The following is a 22117-nucleotide window of genomic DNA, read 5'->3' as shown; positions in this document are numbered from 1 at the left end:
GGTATTTCAGCTACGCGTGCCGAACAGGGTATTCGCAGCGCCAAAACCGGCGCGGAACCGAAACATCACCGCTTCGTGACCCTATAAACGTCATCGGTCAAGCTTCGGGATACATTTGGTTTCTACTTTGCCCACATCGCGCCACAACAACCGTGCATTATGCCTTTGCAGGCAGGAGAACGAAGGATGCCACGCAGGATCGCTGCGCGCCGCACCGGGTCGGCAGGGGAGTGAGGCGCATGGAACGGCGCACCGACCCTTGGGCGGATTTCCTGCGGCGCATCCTCCTCTCGGCCAGCCTGGCCAGCGCGGCAGCCGTAACCACAGCGACGAATGTCGACACCCCACCGGCCGAGATCGCCGATGCCGAACCGCAGCAGCCGGAACTGCCCGCCGCCAAGGGCTGACGCTTGCCGCGCTTCCCGGCGGCGCCCAGGATACCGTGGTCCAGGAAGGCCACGGCCATGCAAGATGACCAACTGACGCTCTACGGCAGCTTCACCTCGAGCTCGAGCTACAAGCCGATGCTCTATCTGGCCTTGGCCCGGCTGCCCTTCTCCTTCCGCACCGTGAACCTGAAGAACGGCGTGCAGAAGCAGCCCGAGTATCTCGCCATCAATCGCTATGGCCAGGTCCCGGCACTGCGGCATCGCGGGCTGACCATCGTGCAGTCCAACGTCATCCTCGACTACCTCGCCCGCACCACCGGCCACTTCGCCGGCGCCACGGAGCAGGAGCAATGGACGGCGCGTGAGTGGCTTTCCTGGGAGGCGGACAACATCACCAACGTCGCCAAGGTGCGGCACTACAGCCGCTTCCGCGCGGTGGACCCGGCCGTCATGGCCTATTTCCGGCCGCTGGCCGAAGCCGCCGTCGCCCGGGTGGACGAGGCCCTGGCCGGGCGCGATTGGTTGGTGGGGGATGGGCTGACCATCGCTGACATCGGTTGCTGGGGCCGCATGGTCTTCATGGCCGAGGGCGGGCTCGAGATCGAACGCTGGCCGAATGTCCATGCCTGGTCCCGCCGGCTGGCGGCGATGCCGGGCTTCGCCCTGCCCTACGACCTGATCCCGAAGAAGGATACCGAGATGGTGCCGGCCTGACTCTACCGGCGGGCAGCGAAGAACTGCCGCAGCACGGCGCCGCATTCGGCTTCCCGCACGCCACCCACCACGTCCGGCACATGGTGGCAGGACGCGGCGGCGAAGATCCGGGCGCCATGGTCCACCCCGCCGCCCTTCGGATCATAGGCACCGAAGACCAGCCGCTTCACCCGGAAGAAGCTGATGGCCTGGGCGCACATCGGGCAGGGCTCCAGCGTCACTGTCAGGGTGCAATCGGCCAGCAGCTTGCTGCCGCGCGCCGCCGCCGCCGCCCGTAGCGCCAGGATCTCGGCATGGGCGGAGGGGTCGTGCCCGACTTCCACCGCATTCCCGGCCCGCGCCAGCACCACCCCGGCGGGATCCGTCACCACTGCACCAACCGGCACTTCGCCCCGGTCGGCGGCGGCACGGGCTTCTTCCAGGGCGATTTCGATCGGCGAGGGCATGGGCCAAGCTTGCCCCAATGGGCCGTTAGGTTCTAGCAACGCGCCATGCGCAACCGTCCCATCATCGGCGTCACCCTGGATGCGGAGGAGCCTGGCGGCTACTCCAAGCTGCCCTGGTATGCGCTGCGGAAGAACTACTTCTCGGCGCTGGCCGAGGCCGGCGCCCTGCCGGTCGCCCTGCCCCACCAGACCGAGCTGGCCGAGGCCTACCTCGACGAGATCGATGGGCTGATGATCACCGGCGGCGCCTTCGACGTGGACCCCTCGCTCTACGGCGGCGGCGAGACCCACCCGACCGTCACCCTGAAGGCCAACCGCACCGACTTCGAGCTGGCGGTGACGCGCGGCGCCCTGGCGCGGAACATGCCCGTCCTCGGCATCTGCGGCGGGGAGCAGCTGCTGGCGGTGGCGCTCGGCGGCACGCTGATCCAGCACATCCCGGACAGCATCCAGACCAGCATCGAGCATGAGCAGCCGAACCCGCGCGACCAGCCCGGGCATGAGGTCTCGATCGCCCCGGATACCCTGCTGGCCCGCATCATCGGCAAGCCGCGCATGGCGGTGAACAGCGCCCATCATCAGGCGGTGGCGACGCCGGGCACCGGCGCCCTGGTCAATGCCCTGGCACCCGATGGCGTGGTGGAAGGCCTGGAATCCACCGGCCACCGCTTCGCGCTGGGCGTGCAATGGCATCCGGAATATGCGGTGGACCCGGCCGACCCGCTGATCTTCGCCGCCTTCGTGGCGGCCTGCCGATGAACGCCGAACCCGGCCTTCCGGACGACGAGGAGGACGGCGAGCGCGGCGAGCGCATTGCCAAGTGGCTCGCCCGCGCCGGCGTCGCCAGCCGGCGCGACGCGGAGAAGATGATCGCCGAGGGCCGGGTGAAGGTGGATGGCAAGGTCATCGGCAAGCCGGCGACCTTCATCCTGCCGGGCATGGCTGTGCTGGTGGACAACAAGGTGGTGGCCGGCGCCCAGCGCACCCGCCTGTTCCGCTACCACAAGCCGGATGGGCTGGTGACCACCCACAAGGACGAAAAGGGCCGCAAGACGGTCTTCGATGCCCTGCCCCCCGGCCTGCCCCGCCTGGTCTCCATCGGCCGGCTGGATCTGAACTCCGAGGGGCTGCTGCTGCTGACCAATGACGGCGAGCTGGCGCGCAAGCTGGAGCTGCCCTCGAACGGCTGGATCCGCCGCTACCGCGTGCGGGTGAACGGCAATGTCGATGAATTCGCCCTCGCCGAGCTGGGCAAGGGCCTGGTCGTCGACGGCGTGCGCTATGCCCCGATCGAGGCCGGGCTCGACAGCCGCAAGGGCGCCAATGCCTGGCTGACCGTCGGCCTGCAGGAAGGCCGCAACCGGGAAATCCGCCGGGTGATGGAATTCCTCGGCCTGGTGGTCAATCGGCTGATCCGCGTCTCCTATGGTCCCTTCCAGCTCGGTGCCCTGCCGCGGGGCGCGGTGGAGGAAGTGAACCCCAAGGTCATGCGCGAGCAGCTCGGCATGAGGAACGACATGCCGCAGCAGGGTCGCCACCGGGCGCCCCCACCGGGCTCATCGGCTTGAGGATCATTGCCGGAGCCCACCGTGGCCGCCGCCTGATCGCCCCCGAGGGCGACCGGACCCGTCCCACCGCCGACCGTGTCCGGCAGGCGCTGTTCGACATGCTATGGCACGCACCCTGGGCGGGGCGCGAGCGGATCGAAGGCGCCCGAGTGCTGGACGCCTTCGCCGGGACCGGGGCGCTGGGACTGGAAGCCCTCTCACGGGGCGCGATCCAGGCGAATTTCATCGAGAACGACCGGGCCGCCCTGGCTGCGCTGCGGGCCAATATTGCCAGCTGCAAGGAAGCCGCCCGCTGCAATGCCCTGGCGGCCGATGCGCTGAAGCCGCCGCGCGCCCAGGCCTCCTGCGGGCTTGTCTTCCTCGACCCGCCCTATCGGGAAGGGGTGATGGAAGCGGCCCTCGCCGCCCTGGGCCTCGCTGGCTGGATCGCCGCGGATGCCCTGATCTGCGCCGAATATGCCGCTGGTGCTCCCCTCACGCCGCCGCCCGGTTTCGCCGTGCTGGCCGAGCGCGCCCATGGTGCGGCCCATCTCCTCATCCTGCGGCTGGACCCGACCCCGTGACTCCGGCGGTCCGCCGGCTTCGGCGGTTGCTGGTGCCATTGCCTTCCGCGGGATTGGGTGGGGCGGAAGCCCATACCGCCACCCTTGTCCGCGCCCTGGCGGAAACCGGTGTGAGTGTTTCGGTCGTCGCCGCGCCGGAACTGCTGGAAAGGCTGGGTGCCCTGCTAGGCAGCACCGCCGAGTTGCATGCCGCGCCGATCGCCTGGCGGGATATCGAGGATCCTACCGCCAATGCAGCCCGTCAGTCCCATGCTCTTGCGCCCCTGTTGATGCGGCTGCAGCCGGATGCAGCCTTGCTGCCCCTGCCCTGGCCAAGCCATGGGCTCGGCCTCCAGGCAGCCTTGGCCGCTGAGCACCTGCCGAGCCTGATCGTCGCCCATCTGGCACCACAGGAACCTGAGCCGGTGCCCCCCGCGCTTCGCGCTTGGTTGGAGACCGCGCCCTTTTCCTGGGCCGCGGTTTCGCTGCCCGTGGCGCGACGCCTGGCCACCAGCTTCGGCCTGCCGCCGAATACCGTCACCGTGATTCCGAATGCCGTCGCGGTCCCACCGGCCGACCCGGCCCGCCGCATCCAGCAACGGCAGGCACGCCGAGCCAGCCTTGGCCTGTCGTCCTCGGCACCGCTGGTGATCTTCGCAGGCCGGTTGGAAGAGAAAAAGGGCGCCGACCTGTTGCCAGCCTTGGCCGAACGAATGCACGAGCAGACCGGAGCCACCCTGGCCGCGCTCGGAGAAGGACCGCTGAAGACGCGACTTGCCCAGCATCCAGCGGCACGCATATCGGGGCCGCTGCGCCTGTTGGGACAGGTCGACGACGTGGCGGATTGGCTATTGGCCGGGGATGCCCTGGTGCTGCCGTCCCGCCTGGAAGGCTGCCCCCTTATTGCCCTGGAAGCCCTGGCACTGGGCTGCCCTATCGTTGCCACGGCGGCGGCAGTGGAATGCTTCGGTGACCAGGCGACGGATATGGCCAGCGTGGTTCCCGAACCAACTGTCGTTGCCTTGACAACCCACATATCCGTGATGTTAACGAAGAAGTGCAGCGAACCCTGCTCGAGCACCGCAACGCTGTCTCATCTTCAGATTCAAACCCCAGAATTCATGCAAGGTAAATATTTCACGTTACTCCGGATTTGCCACGCCGAGGGTAGTCACAGCCGTTCCGGCTGACCTCCATCCGCTCAGGAAAGCCAATACGAACATGCAGTTGAAGGCATACCAAGGGGATATCATTGCTGCCCCGCAGGATGCTTGGACTGCTATCGACATTCAAATTTCAGTTATTATTCCGTCCCATAAGCAGCCTAGCTTATTGGCCGAAGCGGTCGTTTCCGTACTCGATCAGGTAGCGGCCCCGCCTGTCGCCGTCATCATCGTGGACGATGGGTGCCCCTATCCCGCCAGCAGGCATACCGCACTCGACTTGGCCGCAGCCTATCCAGGGCGGGTTTTCCTGTTGCGCCGGCCCAATGGCGGCCTCTCCGCGGCCCGCAACACCGGGATCGATTTCGCCCTCCAGGCTTTCCCCCATTGCCGCGCGCTGCATTTCCTCGATGCCGACAACCGGTTGCAACCGCATGTGCTGGCGCGTGCCTTGGCAGCATTGGATGCCGCCCCGGCCGAGGTCGGTTGGGTCTATCCCGATATCGATGAATTCGGCGGCAGGGTGGACTGGACCACCGGCGGCGACTTTTCCCTTCTGCAATTGCTGATTGCCAATTACTGCGATGCCGGCAGCGTGGTCCGGCGCGATCTGGTCGCCAGCGGATTGCGGTTCGACGAAACCATGCGGGATGGCTTCGAGGACTGGGATTTCTGGCTGGCTGCGGCGGAACGCGGCTGGCGTGGGCAGCATCTGCCCATGGCCGGCTTCCGCTATCGCCGCCGTCCCGAAAGCATGCTTTCGGCTTCCGAAAGGCTGCGGCCGCAGCTTCTCGGTCTGCTTCATCGCAAGCATGCCGCGCTGCTGGCGCCGAAGCAGCTACTGGAGTTGGAGGCGCGGGAGGCACCACGCTTCGCGCTGCACATGCCGGATGATGGCCATATCCGGCTGATTCTGGACCCGGCCGCGCCGGATTGGACCAGCGTCCCCCCCAGCACCGCCCGCGCCGAGATGATGCGCGCCATGGAACAGCCCGGCGCGGTCCATTATCCGGAGTGCTTCTGTTTCACCGAGGCGACGACGCTCGAGTTGCTGTCGCAATTCGGCGTGCTGCATATGGTGCTGTGGTGGGGCGAAAGGCTGCTCCGGGATGCGCATGTCGTAGCGCTCCAGATCGTGCCGGCAGGACGACCCATACTCTCCCTGGAACGTCCAGGCAGCGCGGCCGGACAGGTCGCCCAGTCACCTCTGCTCCTCGCCCGCAGCAAACCCCTGTGGGAAGCTGCCGGCGACCCTTCACCGCTCTGGATCGAAAGCCTGCAGTCGGCGGACCCGCAGCCGATCACTGCGCTGCTGCGGTTGCACCTGCCGGTCGGCGCTGCTGTCGCCAGTCCGGTGGCGCTGCGGCTCTTGCTGCTGGAAGTCACCGCCCTGGCCCGCATCCGTGCCAAGCGCAGCACCATCGCAGCAACCTGGAAGCAGGAGTACCGGCCGCCGCGTAGCCGCATGGCGGCCGCAGCCCATGCGCTGCAGGGCCTGGGCCCCATCTTGCCCCGCATGCCGGCACCGGGCCGGCGGGACATCGGCTTCATCGTGCCGTTGTTCTCGTTCGCCGGGCTGGAAAAGGTCATCCTGAACCAAGCTGCGGTCCTCCGTGGTTGCGGCTGGCGTACCCACCTCATCGTCCTCGGGTCCGCCTGGATCGACCGCGGCGAGGAATTCTCCGCCGCTTTCGATTCCGTCCTGCTCATGGACCGTTTGGGTGAGAATGCGATCGCCTGGGAAGGCGGCTATTTCGGCGCCGGCATCTCGCATTTCGGTGGGTCGGAGGCGGCGCGCGACGTGCTCGGCGTACTGGCCGCGCTGGATGTGGTGGTGAATGTCCATTCGCTGGCGGCCCAGGCGCTGATGGCGCCGCTGCGCCGCCTCGGCGTGCGGACCTTCGGCGGGCTGCATCTGCTGGAACGGGGCCCGCATGGCGAGCCGCGCGGGACCCCGAATGTCCAGGCCGCCTATGAACACGCCTATGACGGTATCATGGTGATCTCCAACCAGTTGCGCGACTGGTGCCTGGGCGCCGGCATCCCGGGCGAGAAGATCCACGTGATCCGCAATGCCCCGGGCTACCCAAGCCCTCAGCACCGCATCACCGCCGCCCTGTCGGCACGCGCGACGCAGGCGCATCGGCCGCTCCAGGTGCTGTATCTTGGCCGGCTGGACCGGCAAAAGGGGCTCGACCGCCTCGCCGCGATCATGGGCTGCACCCAGGACAGCGGCATCACCTGGCGCGTCATCGGCCGCGCCGTCCTCGCGGATGGGACGGCGGCTACTCTCACTGTCCCGGCGGAAGCTCCGGTCTTCCGGCCCGAGGAACTGGATGCCGCCTATGCCTGGGCGGATGTGCTCATCATGCCATCCCGCTTCGAAGGCGTGCCGCTGGTCGCGCTCGAGGCCCAGCGCATGGGCTGCGCCGTGGTCGCCACGGATGTCGGCGCCGTCGCCGAGATCATCCGCAATGGCGAGGATGGCCTGCTCATCCCACATCAGCAGGCGGAGGAGGCGATCGTCGCCGACTTCGTCGCCACGCTGCTGCGCCTGGCCGCGGATCGCGCCGCCGTCCATGCCCTGGGCAGCCAGGCCGCGGCACGGGTGGCACGCTGCGGCTGGCCCGCCACCATGCATCCCTTCATCCAGTACCTGGATCAGCTGGTGCCGCCCCCTGCCAAGCCGGTGCCGAGCCAGCCGGCTCGGCACCGGCACCTTGCCCCGAATGCCTCCTCCCAACGCCTGGACGTCCCGCGATGACCCTGTTGATCGCCGCAGCGGATCTCGCCGAACTCTATACCGGCCAGCCCATGATCCTCGTGCTGGATGGCTGCGATGCGGCGACGCTGGCATTGTCCGGTCTGCTGTCCTGGCAGGTTACCCAGGCGGATGGCGCGATGCGCCTGCACAAGCCCGGCGCCGCACCGGGGATTGCACCAGGGCTTGCCACCTTGCCGGTGCCGCTGCCCCCCGCGTCGGTGCTTGCCATCATCGCCCAGGATGCCGCCGCCGCCGGCCCCTTGCTGGCGTGGTGGTCAGCCACCGGTCCGGACCTGCCGCCGCTGCTCGAAGCCGCCAGTGCCGAAGCCGCCTTGCCCGAACTCGCCCGGCTGGCGATCGCCGCGCTCGGCAACCAGGCCCGCAGCGCAGCCGGCCTCCACCGAGCGCTGGTCGCAGCCCGGCAGGACGCGGAGGAAAGCCGCGAGGCCATGGTCTCGCTGATCCAGAACAGCGTCCATACGGCGGAGCCGGCGCCACCGGCCCGCATCCTGTCCTTGGCGCCCTCGACCGCCGGACAGGTGATCCATGCCATCGACGGCCGTCTGGCCGCGGGCCAGAACCTCGGCATCCCCGTCGAGGGCCTGTCCGGCTTGGCGCTGCATCTGGCGGAAGCCCATGCCGCGCCAGATGCCCTGCTGCGCCTGCGCCTCTATGGGGCTGAAAGCGGCCGTATCCTCGGCGCTTGGCTGGTGCCGGGGGGGGCATTGGTGCCGGGCTGGCTCACGCTGGACCTGCCCACGCCGATCGGTCCGCTGCGGGAAACGGCCTGCCTCGACCTCACCGCGGAGCTGGAAACGGGTGACATCCTCTCCCTGTCCCTCGACCAGAAGGAATGCAGCGCCGAACGGGCCGTCGCCGTGCAGGACGAGACCCATCATGGCGACCTCGGCCGAGACTTGGGCCGCAACCTGGGTCGGGCCCTGGCCCTGAGGGTCTGGAGCGCGCCCTTCGGCCGCCGCTTCGTCCTCGCGCAGCATTGGGATGCCGAAGCAATCGGCCTTGTCCTGGCACCCTTCGGCCAGCCGCCGGCGGTGCCGGCCCGCCTTCCGGCGCAGCTCTGGGAATCCGCCCGCTTTCCGGCCGGTCAGGTCGAATGGGTAGCGCTGGGGTCGGAGACACCGCGGTTGCTCGCCAGCTTCGGGGCTGGCCGGCGGGTCGCCATCGTCCTGCCCGGCGTACCGGTGAATGGCCTGGACCTGTTGCAGGCGATCGTCACCGTGGGCCGGGGAGACCCGGCCTTGCTCGAGGCCGCGCTCTGGCTGCAACCGGACGAGGCCCGGCTGGCAACCGACGCCGACCTGTCCTTGGAACAACCGGAGGCGCGCTGGAGCGGCTGGCGCAGCCCGCCACCCCAGGGCGGCGCCTTTCGTCTGCCCCTGGCGCTGCCGCTGCATGGCCCGCGCCGCGTGACGGTCGTGCTGGTGCTGCGGCATTTGGGCAGAATGCCCGATCAGCCGCTACGCGTGGAATGGACCGACCTGATCGGGCTGCGCGGCCATTGTCCGCCGCCCCGCGCGATGCCAGGCCGTTCGCTGCCCCCGCCACAGCCTGCGGAGGCGACCCTTGTCTTCGGCGCCCCGCCGATCGCGCCCGTTCCACCGCCGCAGACTGCCCCGGCACCGCCCCGCAGCCATGTGGTGGATATGGCCCTGGCCCGCCTTCAGGAACACTTCGCCACGCCGGATGGCGGCTACCGGCATCTCGATATCTGGTTGGAGGATGTCCGCGCCGGCAGCCTCCGCTGGCCCCGGCTCCGCTTCAAATTCGCCCTGCGGGGCGAGGGCCCGGTGATCGAATTCCGCAAACGGCCGGATTGGCCGATAATGTTCACCGGCTGGCCCAGCACCGATGCCGATTCCTGGGGTCCCTACCTGTTGCTGCGGGAAAGCGACCTCGCCGGCGATCTGGTGGAAAGATTGCCGGCCCAGCCGGACCGCCAGATGCTGACCGCATTGATCCAGTTGCTGCCCCGGGCCGTCAGTCAGGTCATGCGGGAGACACCGGCTACCGCAGGGGACTCGATCACTTGGCAGGGGCAGGCCCAACGCCTCACGGCCGCCTTGCGGCAGCCGGCCTGACACCAGCAGTGCAGACCGATCTAACCTATTGTCTCTTATGATTATTTGAAGGTTTCCCCTCAGGCGATCGCGCTCAACGCCGGCCGAACAGCTTTTCCAGCTCCGCCGCACCCAGCCGCAGAAAGGTCGGGCGTCCATGGCTGCAGGTCGCGGCACGCGGTGTCGCTTCCATCTGCCGCAGCAGCGCATCCATCTCCGCCGGCAATAGCCGCCGTCCCGCCCGGACCGAGCCATGGCAAGCCAGCCGCGCCACCGCCGCATCCAGCCGGCGATCCAGTGCCGTAGTTTCGGCGAAAGCGGCCAGTTCCTCCGCCAGGTCGCGCAGCAGCGGGGCCGGGTCGGCCGCGCCCAGCAAGGCGGGCAGGGCACGCACCAGTACCGCGCCGGGACCGAATCCCTCGATCTCCAGACCCAGCCGGGCGAGGTCTTCGGCAAAGCCCAGCAACCGGGCGGCATCGGCCGGCGGCAGATCCACCACGGCGGGCAGCAGCAGCGGCTGGGCGCGAACGCCACCTTCGATGAGTTGGGTCCGCAACGCCTCATGTGTCAGCCGCTCATGCGCGGCATGCTGGTCGACCAGAACCAGGGCGCCATCCGGTGCCTCGGCCAGGATGTAGGTATCGAGCAGCTGGGCCAGGGCATGGCCCAGCGGATGCGCCGCAGGGGCCCGCTCCACCGCCGGCGGCGCATGCCGCGGCGGCGCGAAGCCGAGCGACAGAGCGCCGGTGACCGCGGTCGGCACGGGTGGCGGCGTCAGCGCCAATTGCATTTCGGCCAAGCCGATCTGCGCCGGCAGCGGTGCCGGTTCGGGCCGCCGCCAGGCCCCGGCGGACCAGCTGCTACGGGGCGCATAGGCCGTCAGGGCCGGTGCCGGGGCTGCCACACCGGCCCCGGCCGAAAGCGACCGCCGCAGCGCCGAGATCAGCATGCCCCGCACCCCGGCCTCGTCCCGGAAGCGCAGCTCGGTCTTCATCGGGTGAACATTCACATCCACCGCGTCGGGCGGAATCTCGAGGAAGAGCGCGGCCACCGGATGCCGGCCGACGGTGATCAGGTCCCGATAGGCCACCCGGAGCGCGGTGCGCAGCAGCTGGTCCCGCACCGGACGGCGATTGACCACCAGATGCTGCTCGGTCCCCGTCGCCCTTGTATAGGCCGGCTGGGCGGCGAGGCCCGACAGCATCAGCCCACCGCCCTCCGCCGCGACCGGCAGCGCCGCAGCGGCGAAATCTGCCCCGAGCAGGTCGCCGATTCGCGCATCCCGCTCGGCCGGCGCCAGGTTCAGAACTTCCCGTCCATCTTGCGTTACCCGGAAGCCGACCCCGGGCCAGGCCAGCGCCAGCCGACGCACTGCCTCGACGGCATGATCCGCCTCGGAGCGTGGAGACTTAAGGAATTTGCGTCGGGCCGGGACCGCATAGAACAGGTCCCGCACCTCGATCCGGGTGCCAAGCGCGCCGGAGGCCGGAACCACCGGCCCCTTGCGGCCGCCTTCCACCAGCAGCGCATGGGCATCGCCGCCCTGCGGCCGGGTGGTGATCGAAAGCCGCGCCACCGCGCCGATGCTGGGCAGCGCCTCGCCGCGAAAGCCCAATGTGGCAATGCGAAAAAGCATCGCCTCCTCCGGTAGCTTGGAGGTGGCATGCCGCTCGACCGCCAGCTCGAGGTCGGCCGGCCCCATGCCGGCGCCATCATCCTCGACGACCACGCGGCCGATGCCGCCTTCCTCCAGCGTCACGCTGATCCGGGTGGCCCCGGCATCCAGCGCATTCTCCACCAACTCCTTCACCACCGCGGCCGGCCGCTCCACCACCTCGCCGGCGGCGATGCGATTGGCGGTGGTCTCAGGAAGGAGGCGGATCGCCATGCTCAGGCAGGGTCCATGTGTCCGGTCGCCAGGGCCTGGGCCCAATCCGCCCGGCCCGCCGCCAGCGCATCGGCGGCGGCGGCATTCCAATCATAAGGGATGGCGATGAATTCCGCGGACCAGCCAGCAGGCCCACGCTCGACCACGGCATAGCGGGCATGCGGCGTACCGGTGAAGACCACATGCGGATAAGGCACGGTATCCGTATAGCCCGGCTGGCCGATGCTGCCCGGATTCACCACCAGCCGACCGTCCGGCAACCGGACCACCCGCGCCAGATGCGAATGGCCACACAGCACCAGGCTGGCCCCCGGTGTCGGGCCGATCCGGCTGGCAGCCTCCATGGCTGTCGCCGGGCGCAGGTGTTGCGGCCCGGCGACGACCTCCAACGCATAGGTCAGGTCGTCCTCCGGCGTGCCGTGGCAGGCGAAGACCCCTTCCGCCGGCGTCAGCACCGGCGGCAGCGCTGCCAGCCAGTCCCGCTGCACAACCGTCAGCCGTTCCGCGGTGAAGGCATCGGAGAGGGTCATCGCCGATACCGGCCGATCCAGCAGCTGCCGGTCATGATTGCCCCGCACCGTCGGCAGTCCCAGATCCATCAACCGATCCGCTACCTCGGCCGGTTGCAACGGCCCGGACAGGCAATCGCCGAGATTCACGACCAGATCGGCGCCGCGCCGCGGCAGGTCGGCGAGGACCGTCTCCAAGGCGCGAAGGTTGCCATGGATATCCGCGAGGACGGCAATGCGCATTCAGGGTCCACTCCAGGGCCGCCCAGCCCCCTGTACCAGCAATTGCCGGAGCGCGGTCAGACACTCTGCTGCAAGCGACCGATCGCACCCAGCAGGCCTTCGGTCGAACTGTCCTGGGCTACCCCTGGCTTACCCTCCAGCGCCTTCAGGATTGGTCCGGCCAATTGCTTGCCGAGCTCGACGCCCCATTGATCGAAGGCATTGATATTCCAAAGGATACCGAGGCTGGCGACCTTGTTTTCATAAAGCGCGATCAACTGGCCCAGGGTGAAGGCGTCCAGATGCGGCAGCAGGATGGTCGTGGTCGGCCGGTTGCCAGGGAAGACCCGGTGCGGCAGCAACCGGGCGATCTCGGCCTCGCCGGCGCCGGCGGCCTGCATCTCGGCGCGGACCTCATCCGCGGACTTGCCGCGCATCAGCGCCGCCGCCTGGGCCAGGCCATTGGCCAGCAGCTTCCGATGGCTATCGGCGTAAGGGTGGTCCGGCCTGGCGACGAGGATGATATCGGCCGGCACCGGCGTCGTGCCCTGGTGCAGCAATTGCAGGAAGCTGTGCTGCGAATTGGTCCCGGGCTCACCGAAGACCACCGGGCCGGTTCGCTGGACGACGGGCTCACCGGCCAAGGTCACCTGCTTGCCCAGGCTTTCCATCTCCACCTGCTGCAGATGCGCCGGCAGCCGCGCCAGCCGCTCATCATAGGGCAGCACGGCCCGCGCCCCGAGCCCCAGCCCATCCACATGCCAGACCTCGGCCAGCGCCAGCAGCACCGGCAGGTTGGCCTCCAGCGGCGCGGTCAGGAAATGCTGGTCCATGGACCGGGCACCGGCCAGCAACCGGGCGAATGCCTCCCAGCCCAGCGAGATCGCCAGCGACAGGCCGATGGCGGACCAGAGCGAGAAGCGTCCGCCGACCCAGTCGCGGAAGGGAAAGACCCGCTCCGGCGCAATGCCGAAAGCCGCCGTCGCCGGCAGATTGGTGGAGAGCGCGGCCAGATGGCCGCCGACCCCCGCCTCGCCCAGTGCATCGGCCAGCCAGCCACGCGCCAGCCCGGCATTGGTCATGGTTTCCTGGGTGGTGAAGGTCTTGCTCGCCACCAGGACCAAGGTCCGCCGCGGATCCAGCCGGTGGCGCATCTCCTCCCAGGCATGGGCATCGACATTGCCGAGATAATGCGCCCGCAGCGGCGCCGCCGGCGTCCAGAGCGCCCGGGCGACCATCGCCGGCCCGAGGTCCGAGCCACCGATGCCGATGTTCAGCACATCGGTGAAGCGCTCCCCGGTCGCCCCGCGCAGGCTGCCGTCCTGCACGGCCAGCGCAAAGGCCCGCATCCGCGCCAGCGTCGCCGCGACCTCGGCCGAGGCATCCTCCGCACCCACGCGAAAGCCCGCACTGGCCGGGGCGCGCAGGGCCATGTGCAGGGCAGCACGACCCTCGGTGACATTCACCGCCTCGCCCGCCGCCATGGCATCGCGTCGGCCAGGCAAATCCATCGCCCGCGCCAGCGAGAGCAGCCTATCGAGCACCGGCCTGGTCAGGGCCGTCTTCGACAGGTCCAGCAGGATGCCATCGGCCGACCAGGAGAAACGGGCGAAGCGGTCGGGCTCGGCCTCGAACAGGGAACGGATCGAATCGGCGGCGCTGCCATTCGGCCGCGGGGCCTGGGCCAAAGCCATGACCGCCGCCCAGGCGCCTGTCCCATCCTGTGCCATCCTTGGCCCTCCCGTTCCCGGCCGGAACGAGGTCAGAGCCCCGCCGGTTGCCCGGCGATGATCACGGAGAGGTCGCGCGGTGCCAAGACCCGCGCCGCGACCTGGGCCAGCTTCTCCCGCGTCAGCGCCTGCAGCCGGGCCGGGCGGCCGGATAGCCAATCCGTCGGCCGGTTGTTCTGCCGCAGGGTCAGCAAGGTATCCGCCACGCGGCGGCTATCGGTGAAGGCCAAGGGCATGGACCCGGTCAGGAAGGCGACCGCATCCGCCAATTCCTCCGCCGTGGGGCCACCCTCCGCCATCCGGCCCCATTCCTCCCGGGTCACCGCCAGGGTTTCCGCCACCCGCGCATTCTCCGTCGCCACGCTGCCGACGATCACGCCGTGGTGGAACAGCAGGTCGAGCCCGGCGCCGATGCCATAGGCCAGGCCACGCTGTTCCCGCACCGCCTGCATGAGGCGGGAGGTGAAGCCACCGCCGGCCAGGATGCGCAGCATGACCTGCGAGGCTTCCCAATCCGGATCCGTCGCCGGCAGGCCCTCCTGGCCGAAGACCACGGCCGATTGCGGCGAGGCGACCGGCAGCACCTGCTGGCCGAAATGCCGAAAGGCCGGCAGCGCCGGCACCGCCGGCGGCACCCCTGCCGGCAGGCCGGCAAACAGCGGCGGCAACGCGGCGCGCAACTGCTCCGCGGTGATGGCGCCGCTGACCGCCACCAGCAGCCCCTCCCGCCGCATCTGCCGCGACAGCGCCGCACGGATCGCCTCGGGCGGCAGCGCCGCCAGGCTATCCGCCGTGCCGCTGCTGGGCCGGCCAGCGGAATGGCCGGGGAAGGCAGCGGCCCAGAAGGCCCGTCCCGCCTGTCCCCGCGGCGTCTCCAGCGCCCGGCGCGCCCCGGCCACGGCCCGGGCCCGGACCCGCTCCACCGCATCCGCATCCAGGCGCGGCTCAATCATCGCCAGCCGGGCAAGGCGGAGCGCCTCCGGCAAGGCATCGCTCAGGCTGCGGAAGCTGCCCTCGAAGCTGTCGCGGTCCGCGGAGAAATTCAGGCTGATCGCCTCGTTGCGCAGCGCATCGGCGAAATCCACCGCCCGCAGCGCGCCAGCCCCCTCGGTCAGCAAGGAGGCAGCCATGGAAGCGGCGCCCTCCTGCCCCTCCGGGTCCAGCGCCGCGCCGCCCATCCAGGACCAGGCGATGGAGACGACCGGCACCGACTGGTCCTCGACCAGCCAGGCGGAGATGCCATCGACCTCGATGGTCTGGATCGGCAGCGAGAAGCCGACGCTGCCGCTCATGCCGGCGCCCCCGGCAGGAGCCAGCCCGTGGTGCCCACCGGCGTGCCGAGCACGGCCCGGGCCGCATCGACGATCTGCTGCCGGGTCACCGCGCGCAGGTAGCGCGGCCAGAATTCCACTGTCTCCAGCGGCAGGCCGATCGCCAGCACGCCCCCCAGCATCCGCGGCGCCGCGCCAATGCCATCCAGCGAAAGCACGGCACCCGCCGTGAGCTGGCGGATGGAGCGGGCGCATTCCAGCTCGGTCGGTCCTTCCTGCAATAGGCTGGCGACGGCGGCATCCACCGCCGCCTCCAGTTGCCCCGGCGCGACGCCGGCGCGGCAGGTGGCGGAAATGCTGAAGGTCCCGACCCCGACCGTCTCGCTGTCATAAGAAGCGCTGGCGCTGGTGGCGAGGCCGGTCTCGACCAGGGCCCGGTGCAGCCGGCTGCCCGGGCCGCTGCCGAACAGATGTGCCAGCACTTCCAGCGGCCAGGCGTGTTGCGTTTCGCCCCAGGTCAGGCTGGGGGCCATGGCGGCGCGCATGAAACTCGCCTCCCGCACCGCCGGATCATGCTGGATGAAGCGCGCCTGGCCGACCGGCCCCGGCGCGGCGCGGTCCCGCAGGGTGGCGGCACGGGCCGGGACGACACCGTAGAATTCCTCCGCCAGTGCCTTCACCTGCGCCTCCCGGGCATCGCCGGTCACCACCAGCACGGCGTTGGAGGGCGCATAGCGGCTGTCATAAAAGCCCCGCAGATCGGCCAGGGTGATGGCCCGTATCTCGTCCTCCCAGCCGATGATCGGCCGGCCGCGCCAATGCTGCGGCCCCCACATCGCCGCCTCGAAGCCCTCCCAGAAGCGGGCGCGCGGGTTGCTGCCGGTGCGCTGGCCACGCTCCTCCAGCACCACGGCGCGCTCAGGGTCCACCGTCGCTTCCGGCAGCAGCGGGAAGGCGAAGCGATCCGCCTCCATCCGCATGACCAGCGGCAGGCGGGAGGCCTCGACGGTCTGGTGATAGGCGGTGACGTCGCGCGAGGTGAAGGCATTGTCCTGCCCGCCTTCCCGCGCCACCACCAGGGACATCGCTCCGGGTGCCAGGGTGCGGCTGCCCTTGAACATCATATGCTCGAGGAAATGGGCGGTGCCGGACTTGCCCGCCGGGTCCTCCCCGGCGCCCGCCGCATAAAACAGATAGTGGGAGACGACGGGCACCCGCCGGCTTTCCGCCAGCACCACCCGGAGCCCATTCGGCAAGGTCCAGCTTGTCGCACCGAACAGCGGCCGGTCCACCGGCCTGTCCGGCGGTGCGATGATGGCAGGCGTGGATGGGCCGGCCTGCGCCATGGCTGGCGGCGCCGCGATGGCCACCGGCAAGGCGGCGGCGGAGCGAAGGGCAGTTCTGCGGGTCACGCTGGGCATTGCTCCGATGTGGGGATGCTTGGGGTTTCGCGCCAGCACCGCTTGCGATCTGCCAATGATTCCGTCATTACCTTTTATGTGCCTGAAAAACCTCTATAAAACCTCATCACCTCTGCATCTCGACAGGTCTTCATATGTCCTGGCAGTGGCCTGCAGCCTGACGCTGTTCGCAGCGCCTGTCGCGGCCGAACCGGATCTGCCGGCGGGTTGGCTGTTACGTGGTCAGGCTACCTTCATCGAACAGGGCCATCCCGGCTTTCCCTCCCCCTATCGTGGGGAGAACAGCATGCAGGCCAAGGCGATGCAGCGGAATACGCTCTCGGCTGACATGGTCCTGGGCCGCACCCTCTGGGAGGGTGCCGAACTCATCCTCAACCCGCAGGTTTCACGCGGCTTCGGTTTATCGGGGACACGCGGCGCAGCCGCCTTCCCCAATGGCGAGGCTTTCCGCACCGGCAGCGAGGGCCCCGCCCTCTATCTCACCCGCGCCTTCATCCGACAGACCGTGGCATTATCCGGCGAAGGGGACGTGGCCGAGGATGATCCCTATCGCTTCGCCCGTCCCCTGCCGCGGGAAAGGCTGACCATCACCGCCGGCAAGATCGCAGTCTTCGATATCTTCGACGACAACCGCTATGCCCATGATCCGCGGACCCAATTCCTGAATTGGGCTTTCGTGTCCGCCGGCGCCTTCGACTTCGCCAATGATGCCAAGGGCTATACCAATGGTATCGCCCTGGAATGGGACAATGGTGGCTGGGGCCTGCGCGCCGGGGCGATGCAGGTGGCCAAGCGCATCAATACCCTGTCGCTCGACCCCAAGCCACTGCGCGGGCACCAGATCCTGCTGCAGGCGGACCGGTTCTTCGACTGGGGTGGTCATCCCGGCGCCCTGCGATTGCTTGGCGGCTGGTCGCAGACCCGCTCGCAAAGCTACGCGGCACTGCTTGGCGGCGACCTGGGCCAGACCGAAACCAATCTGCGCGGCGGGACAGCCGGCAAGCTGATGCTGGTGGTCAATGGTGAACAGGAGCTGGCCACCAACCTCGGCGGCTTCACCCGGCTTTCTTGGAACGATGGCCGAACCCAGCAGTGGATGTACACCGAGATGGACTGGGCCGCCTCCGCGGGGCTGGTCTGGGGCGGCGCGGGCTGGGGCCGCGCCGCGGATGCGGTCGGGCTGGCGGCCAATATCGGGGGGCTATCCGGCCCGCACCGACGCTTCCTGGCGGCCGGCGGCCTCGGCTTCATCGCCGGCGACGGCAGGTTGCGCTACCGGCCGGAACTGGCGGCGGAAGCCTATTACGTCTGGGGGCTGGCGCCGGGCACGGTGCTCACCGCCGATGCCCAGCTCATCGCCAACCCGGCCCATAACGCGGACCGTGGCCCGGTGCCGGTGCTGGCGCTCAGGCTGCGCGGCAGCTTCTAGAAGATGCTTTCCAGCAGGTTCGTCAGCGGGTTGCTGCTGCGGCTGCGCTGGATGATCGGGGTCTCGCCCTCGGTCACGTCCCGGCCCAGGGCGGAATTCTCCCGCAGCCGCTGCGATTCACGCCGGGCATCGAGGGCCACGCCGGGCTGTTCCGGGCCACGCCAGAAGATCAGCCGATCCACGAGGCCACGCTCCGGCTGATCCAGCCGCAGGCTTTCCTCATCGACGCGGCGGCGGATGTCATCCCCGACCGGCCGGCCGGCCTGGGAGAGCAGCGCAGCCTCACCATTGCTGCGCGGGCCACTGGCGGGACCGCCGAGCACCGAGCCCGGCACCAGCGCGGCTTCCGCCGCGGCGCGGGTCGAGACCTCCTGCGGCCGGTCGGCGCCGGGGCGCGGCACCGGCAGGCTGCCCCCAAGCGAGGGCGGCATGGAGAGCGGTGCCCGCGTGGTCACCTGGAACTCATCCGGGGCGTCCCGGGTGAAGCCGAAGGTCCGCGCGGTATTGGCCCCGCATCCGGCCAGGGGCAGCGCCAGGCTGGCGACGAGCAGGCTGGACAGGACCAGGGCAGAGCCTGGGGAGCGGCGCATCCTCATGCCGCTTCCTTAGCCGGGGGCGCGCGGCGGAACAAGGCATCCGCCAGCAACACCCCGACGCCGCAGACGATCCCGGCATCGGCGATGTTGAACACGTACCAGTGCCAGCCCCAGCCATAGGCATCGACGAAGTCCACCACCGCGCCGAAGCGCAAGCGGTCGATGACATTGCCGATCGCCCCGCCGACCACCGCGCCCAGGGCGGCGGCGATCATCCGGGTTTCCGCCTTGGCCATCCAGCGCAGCAGGAAGCCCGCGATGGCCGCGGCGACCACGGCCAGGATGATGTGGTTCAACGGCCCATCGCCCGAGAGCAGCCCGAAGGTGACCCCCCGGTTCCAGACCATGGTGAGGTTGAGCCCGACCGGCCCCGCCTCGAACAGCGGCACGGACCGCAGGTTGGGCAGGTCCAGGACCTCCAGCACCCAGTACTTGCTGGCCTGGTCGGCGGCCAGCAGCACGGCGGCCAGCAGCAGGCCGAGGCGCATCATGCGGTGACCACGGCTTCGCAGCGGCGGCAGAGCGTCGGGTGGGCGGCGGACTCGCCGACCTCCGGCAGGACGCGCCAGCAGCGGTCGCATTTGGTGCCGGGGGCCTTATCGACCAACATCTCGCCTAACTCGATACCCTGCTCAACCTGCGAGACGATCAGGAATTCTTCCCAGAAGCCAGGATCGAATGTCGCCTCTCCGGCTGGCGGAACCTTCACCTTCGCCTGCAGCGACGAACCGATCTCGCCAGACCGCCGAAGTTGCTCCAGCAGTCCCGTCGCCGATGCACGGCGATCCCGCAGCTTCGCCCAACGCTCCGCCAGCGCCTCGTCCCGCCACGCATCCGGCAGCACCGGGAAATCGTGCAAATGCACGCTATCCGTCTCGCTCGGGAAGCGCGACAGCCAAGCCTCCTCCGCGGTGAAGGCCAGCACCGGGGCCAGCCAGGCACAGAGGCAACGGTGCAGCACGTCCAGCACCGTCCGCGCGCTGCGCCGGCGGTGGCTGTCCGCCGCGTCGCAATACAGCGCGTCCTTACGGATATCGAAGTAGAAGGCCGACAGATCGGTGCTGCAGAAGCCGTGGATGTCCGGATAGACGCCGGTCCAATCGTAGTCCCGCACTGCCTTGCGCAGCCGCGCGTCCAGTTCGGTCAGCCGGTGCAGCACCCAGCGCTCCAGTTCCGGCAGCTCGGCATGGGGCACCATCTCGGCCGCATCGAAGCCATCGAGGTTGCCGAGCAGCCAGCGCAGCGTGTTGCGCAGCCGGCGGTACAGCTCCGCCTGCTGCTTCAGGATCTCCTTGCCGATGCGCAGATCGTCCGCGGTATCCGCGTTCATCACCCAGAGCCGCAGGATGTCCGCGCCATACTGCTTCGTCACTTCCTGCGGGGCGGTGACGTTGCCGAGCGACTTCGACATCTTCCGCCCGGACTCGTCCAGCACGAAGCCATGCGTCAGGACCGCCTTGAAGGGCGGCACGCCATTGGCGCCGATGCTCTCGAGCAGCGAGGAATGGAACCAGCCGCGATGCTGGTCGGACCCCTCGAGGTAGAGATCGGCCGGGAAGGGCATGCCGCGCGCCTTCAGCACGAAGGCATGGGTCGAGCCGCTCTCGAACCACACGTCGACGATGTCCATCACCTGCTCATAGGCCGCCGGGTCGCGGCCCTCGCCGAGGAAGCGCGCGGCAGCGCCGGGCTGGTACCAGGCATCGGCCCCTTCCGCGGCGAAGGCGTCGAGGATGCGCTCCATCACCGCCGGGTCACGCAGCGGCTCGCCGGTCTGCTTATCGACGAAAACCGCGATCGGCACGCCCCAGGCGCGCTGCCGGCTGATGCACCAGTCGGGCCGCGCCGCGACCATGCTGCCGATGCGGTTGCGGCCCTGGTCGGGGACGAAATGCGTGGCGTCGATCGCGGCCAGCGCCTTGGTGCGGATGGCATTGGCATCGTCCATGGCGATGAACCACTGCGGCGTCGCGCGGAAGATGACCGGCTTCTTCGAGCGCCAGCTATGCGGGTAGCTGTGGTTCAGCTTGGACTTGGCGACCAGCGTGCCGGCCGCCTCGCAGGCGGCATAGATCGCGTCATGCGCCTTGAAGACATGCAGCCCCTCGAAGCCCGGCGCCCAATGGGTGAAGGTGCCGTCGTCGGCCACCGTCTCCGGCACCGGCAGGGCGTGGACACGGCCGAGGTTGAAGTCGTCCTCGCCATGGCTGGGCGCGATATGGACGAAGCCGGTGCCGGCTTCCGTGGTGACGAAGTCGCCGGGCAGCAGCGGCACGTCGAAGTCGTAGCCGGCGCCGCGCAGCGGATGTGCCGCCAGCGCCCCTTCCAGCTCGGCGCCCTTGATGACGCGCTTGATGCTATGCGCGCCGAGCTTCGCGTCCTTCTCGAACTGCGGCAGCAGCGGCAAGGCGACCAGCAGGGTCTCGCCCGGCACGAGATACGAGCCCTCGCCGATACCCTCGACATGCACCAGCGCGTAGTCGATCTCCGGCCCATAGGCGACGGCGCGATTGGCTGGGATGGTCCAGGGCGTGGTGGTCCAGATCACCACGCTGGCGCCGAGTAGATCGCCCGGCGCCGCGACCAGCCGGAACCGTGCCCACAAGGTCGGCGAGACATGGTCGTGGTACTCGATCTCGGCCTCGGCCAGCGCGGTCTTCTCGACCGGGCTCCACATCACCGGCCGCAGCCCGCGATAGAGCGAGCCATTCATCAGGAACTTGCCGATCTCCCCGGCGATCAGCGCTTCGGAGGGGAAATCCATCGTCGCATAGCGGCCTGCCCAGTCGCCGGCGACGCCGAGGCGGATGAACTCCTCCCGCTGCACGTCCAGCCATTGCGCGGCATAGGCGCGGCACTCGGCGCGGAATTCCAGCACCGGCACGGCATCCTTGCCGCGGCCACCCTGGTACTTGCCCTTGGGGTTCCGGTACTCCTCCTCGACCTTCCACTCGATCGGCAGGCCGTGGCAGTCCCAGCCCGGGACGTAATCCGCGTTATAGCCCGACATCTGGGCGGCGCGGTTGATCACGTCCTTCAGGATCTTGTTCAGCGCATGGCCGATGTGCAGCGGCCCATTCGCGTAGGGAGGGCCGTCGTGCAGGATGAAGGGCGGCCGGCCGGCGGATTGCGCCCGCAGCGTCCCCCAGAGGTCCAGCTTCTGCCAGCGCTCCAGCCATTGCGGCTCCCGCTTCGGCAGGTCGCCTTTCATCGGGAAGGGGGTCTGCGGCAGGAAAACGGTGCCCCGGTAGTCGCGGGCGGGGGCTTCTGCGGGGGTGTCGGTCATCGGGTGATCTCCGGCCGCCGGCGGTGCGGGGCGGGTCAGCGGGTGCAGGCGCGCGAGGTCCCGGCCCTCAGGGGAGGGCCGGGCCCGTAATTCGCGGCATG

18 protein-coding genes are annotated in these 22117 nt (G+C 69.3%); 9 read left to right on the top strand and 9 right to left on the bottom strand.

What is annotated here, in order from left to right; translation table 11 throughout:
* The first annotated feature begins 239 nt into the window (after positions 1-239).
* Together AC0IW9_RS13355 and AC0IW9_RS13350 are read left to right on the top strand one after the other, a co-directional pair.
* Positions 240-407, top strand: a complete 168-nt coding sequence (locus AC0IW9_RS13355; RefSeq protein ID WP_471648750.1) for a hypothetical protein — start codon at positions 240-242, stop codon at positions 405-407.
* Positions 408-464: 57 nt separating this feature from the next.
* A complete protein-coding gene (locus AC0IW9_RS13350) occupies positions 465-1103 on the top strand; it encodes a glutathione S-transferase family protein (protein ID WP_471648749.1) in 639 nt (212 codons plus the stop codon).
* Between the two features lie 2 nt (positions 1104-1105).
* Here the strand turns inward: AC0IW9_RS13350 and AC0IW9_RS13345 are convergent, their stop codons facing one another.
* The gene (locus AC0IW9_RS13345; RefSeq protein ID WP_471648748.1) at positions 1106-1549 is read right to left on the bottom strand and encodes a nucleoside deaminase; all 444 of its coding nucleotides are present in this window, start codon (positions 1547-1549) and stop codon (positions 1106-1108) included.
* Positions 1550-1594: 45 nt separating this feature from the next.
* Between AC0IW9_RS13345 and AC0IW9_RS13340 the strand changes: the two genes are divergently transcribed.
* From AC0IW9_RS13340 to AC0IW9_RS13315, 6 genes are read left to right on the top strand one after another with little or no spacing between them, the layout of a single operon-like run.
* A complete protein-coding gene (locus AC0IW9_RS13340) occupies positions 1595-2308 on the top strand; it encodes a gamma-glutamyl-gamma-aminobutyrate hydrolase family protein (protein WP_471648747.1) in 714 nt (237 codons plus the stop codon).
* On the top strand, positions 2305-3117 hold the full coding sequence (locus tag AC0IW9_RS13335; protein ID WP_471648746.1) for a pseudouridine synthase: 813 nt from the start codon (positions 2305-2307) through the stop codon (positions 3115-3117). Before AC0IW9_RS13340 ends, AC0IW9_RS13335 begins: the two co-directional genes overlap by 4 nt.
* A complete protein-coding gene (gene rsmD, locus AC0IW9_RS13330) occupies positions 3114-3680 on the top strand; it encodes a 16S rRNA (guanine(966)-N(2))-methyltransferase RsmD (RefSeq protein WP_471648745.1) in 567 nt (188 codons plus the stop codon). Before AC0IW9_RS13335 ends, rsmD begins: the two co-directional genes overlap by 4 nt.
* The gene (locus AC0IW9_RS13325) at positions 3677-4849 is read left to right on the top strand and encodes a glycosyltransferase family 4 protein (RefSeq protein WP_471648744.1); all 1173 of its coding nucleotides are present in this window, start codon (positions 3677-3679) and stop codon (positions 4847-4849) included. Before rsmD ends, AC0IW9_RS13325 begins: the two co-directional genes overlap by 4 nt.
* A gap of 31 nt (positions 4850-4880) precedes the next feature.
* Entirely contained in the window at positions 4881-7586 is a 2706-nt protein-coding gene (locus AC0IW9_RS13320; protein ID WP_471648743.1) for a glycosyltransferase, read from the top strand.
* Positions 7583-9685, top strand: a complete 2103-nt coding sequence (locus AC0IW9_RS13315; protein WP_471648742.1) for a DUF6212 domain-containing protein — start codon at positions 7583-7585, stop codon at positions 9683-9685. Before AC0IW9_RS13320 ends, AC0IW9_RS13315 begins: the two co-directional genes overlap by 4 nt.
* A gap of 73 nt (positions 9686-9758) precedes the next feature.
* Here AC0IW9_RS13315 and mutL read toward each other — a convergent pair whose 3' ends face one another.
* Genes mutL through AC0IW9_RS13290 form a run of 5 tightly spaced genes read right to left on the bottom strand, consistent with a single transcriptional unit; the run spans position 9759 to position 16705 of the window.
* Positions 9759-11552 (bottom strand): DNA mismatch repair endonuclease MutL, encoded by a 1794-nt coding sequence (gene mutL, locus AC0IW9_RS13310; RefSeq protein ID WP_471648741.1) that lies wholly within the window; start codon positions 11550-11552, stop codon positions 9759-9761.
* Positions 11553-11554: 2 nt separating this feature from the next.
* Positions 11555-12304, bottom strand: a complete 750-nt coding sequence (locus AC0IW9_RS13305) for a metallophosphoesterase family protein (RefSeq protein WP_471648740.1) — start codon at positions 12302-12304, stop codon at positions 11555-11557.
* A 56-nt stretch (positions 12305-12360) separates the two neighbouring features.
* Positions 12361-14013, bottom strand: a complete 1653-nt coding sequence (pgi, locus tag AC0IW9_RS13300; RefSeq protein ID WP_471648739.1) for a glucose-6-phosphate isomerase — start codon at positions 14011-14013, stop codon at positions 12361-12363.
* Between the two features lie 32 nt (positions 14014-14045).
* Entirely contained in the window at positions 14046-15305 is a 1260-nt protein-coding gene (locus AC0IW9_RS13295) for a M16 family metallopeptidase (RefSeq protein ID WP_471648738.1), read from the bottom strand.
* Positions 15302-16705 carry a M16 family metallopeptidase gene (locus tag AC0IW9_RS13290; RefSeq protein ID WP_471648737.1) on the bottom strand — a complete coding sequence of 468 codons (1404 nt, stop codon included), beginning with the start codon at positions 16703-16705 and terminating at the stop codon, positions 15302-15304. The genes AC0IW9_RS13295 and AC0IW9_RS13290 overlap by 4 nt, the downstream gene beginning before the upstream one ends.
* Positions 16706-16991: 286 nt before the next feature.
* On the opposite strand from AC0IW9_RS13290, the gene AC0IW9_RS13285 reads away from it, so the two are divergent.
* The gene (locus AC0IW9_RS13285) at positions 16992-18134 is read left to right on the top strand and encodes a carbohydrate porin (RefSeq protein ID WP_471648736.1); all 1143 of its coding nucleotides are present in this window, start codon (positions 16992-16994) and stop codon (positions 18132-18134) included.
* Here the strand turns inward: AC0IW9_RS13285 and AC0IW9_RS13280 are convergent.
* Genes AC0IW9_RS13280 through ileS form a run of 3 tightly spaced genes read right to left on the bottom strand, consistent with a single transcriptional unit; the run spans position 18131 to position 22016 of the window.
* The gene (locus tag AC0IW9_RS13280) at positions 18131-18730 is read right to left on the bottom strand and encodes a DUF3035 domain-containing protein (RefSeq protein WP_471648735.1); all 600 of its coding nucleotides are present in this window, start codon (positions 18728-18730) and stop codon (positions 18131-18133) included. The genes AC0IW9_RS13285 and AC0IW9_RS13280 overlap by 4 nt on opposite strands.
* Positions 18727-19221, bottom strand: coding sequence for a signal peptidase II (lspA, locus tag AC0IW9_RS13275; RefSeq protein ID WP_471648734.1), 495 nt, complete (start codon positions 19219-19221; stop codon positions 18727-18729). Before lspA ends, AC0IW9_RS13280 begins: the two co-directional genes overlap by 4 nt.
* Positions 19218-22016 (bottom strand): isoleucine--tRNA ligase, encoded by a 2799-nt coding sequence (gene ileS / locus AC0IW9_RS13270; protein ID WP_471648733.1) that lies wholly within the window; start codon positions 22014-22016, stop codon positions 19218-19220. The genes lspA and ileS overlap by 4 nt, the downstream gene beginning before the upstream one ends.
* Positions 22017-22117: the final 101 nt, after the last annotated feature.

The sequence above is a fragment of the Belnapia sp. AC561 genome (genome assembly GCF_979252845.1).
This window is presented reverse-complemented; position numbering and strand designations above follow the sequence as displayed.

Coding starts and splice junctions, on each gene's coding strand:
- AC0IW9_RS13355 (WP_471648750.1), top strand. CDS start 240: ATGGAACGGCGCACCGACCCTTGGGCGGATTTCCTGCGGCGCATCCTC.
- AC0IW9_RS13350 (WP_471648749.1), top strand. CDS start 465: ATGCAAGATGACCAACTGACGCTCTACGGCAGCTTCACCTCGAGCTCG.
- AC0IW9_RS13345 (WP_471648748.1), bottom strand. CDS start 1,549: ATGCCCTCGCCGATCGAAATCGCCCTGGAAGAAGCCCGTGCCGCCGCC.
- AC0IW9_RS13340 (WP_471648747.1), top strand. CDS start 1,595: ATGCGCAACCGTCCCATCATCGGCGTCACCCTGGATGCGGAGGAGCCT.
- AC0IW9_RS13335 (WP_471648746.1), top strand. CDS start 2,305: ATGAACGCCGAACCCGGCCTTCCGGACGACGAGGAGGACGGCGAGCGC.
- AC0IW9_RS13320 (WP_471648743.1), top strand. CDS start 4,881: ATGCAGTTGAAGGCATACCAAGGGGATATCATTGCTGCCCCGCAGGAT.
- AC0IW9_RS13315 (WP_471648742.1), top strand. CDS start 7,583: ATGACCCTGTTGATCGCCGCAGCGGATCTCGCCGAACTCTATACCGGC.
- mutL (WP_471648741.1), bottom strand. CDS start 11,552: ATGGCGATCCGCCTCCTTCCTGAGACCACCGCCAATCGCATCGCCGCC.
- AC0IW9_RS13305 (WP_471648740.1), bottom strand. CDS start 12,304: ATGCGCATTGCCGTCCTCGCGGATATCCATGGCAACCTTCGCGCCTTG.
- pgi (WP_471648739.1), bottom strand. CDS start 14,013: ATGGCACAGGATGGGACAGGCGCCTGGGCGGCGGTCATGGCTTTGGCC.
- AC0IW9_RS13295 (WP_471648738.1), bottom strand. CDS start 15,305: ATGAGCGGCAGCGTCGGCTTCTCGCTGCCGATCCAGACCATCGAGGTC.
- AC0IW9_RS13290 (WP_471648737.1), bottom strand. CDS start 16,705: ATGCCCAGCGTGACCCGCAGAACTGCCCTTCGCTCCGCCGCCGCCTTG.
- AC0IW9_RS13285 (WP_471648736.1), top strand. CDS start 16,992: ATGCAGGCCAAGGCGATGCAGCGGAATACGCTCTCGGCTGACATGGTC.
- AC0IW9_RS13280 (WP_471648735.1), bottom strand. CDS start 18,730: ATGAGGATGCGCCGCTCCCCAGGCTCTGCCCTGGTCCTGTCCAGCCTG.
- lspA (WP_471648734.1), bottom strand. CDS start 19,221: ATGATGCGCCTCGGCCTGCTGCTGGCCGCCGTGCTGCTGGCCGCCGAC.
- ileS (WP_471648733.1), bottom strand. CDS start 22,016: ATGACCGACACCCCCGCAGAAGCCCCCGCCCGCGACTACCGGGGCACC.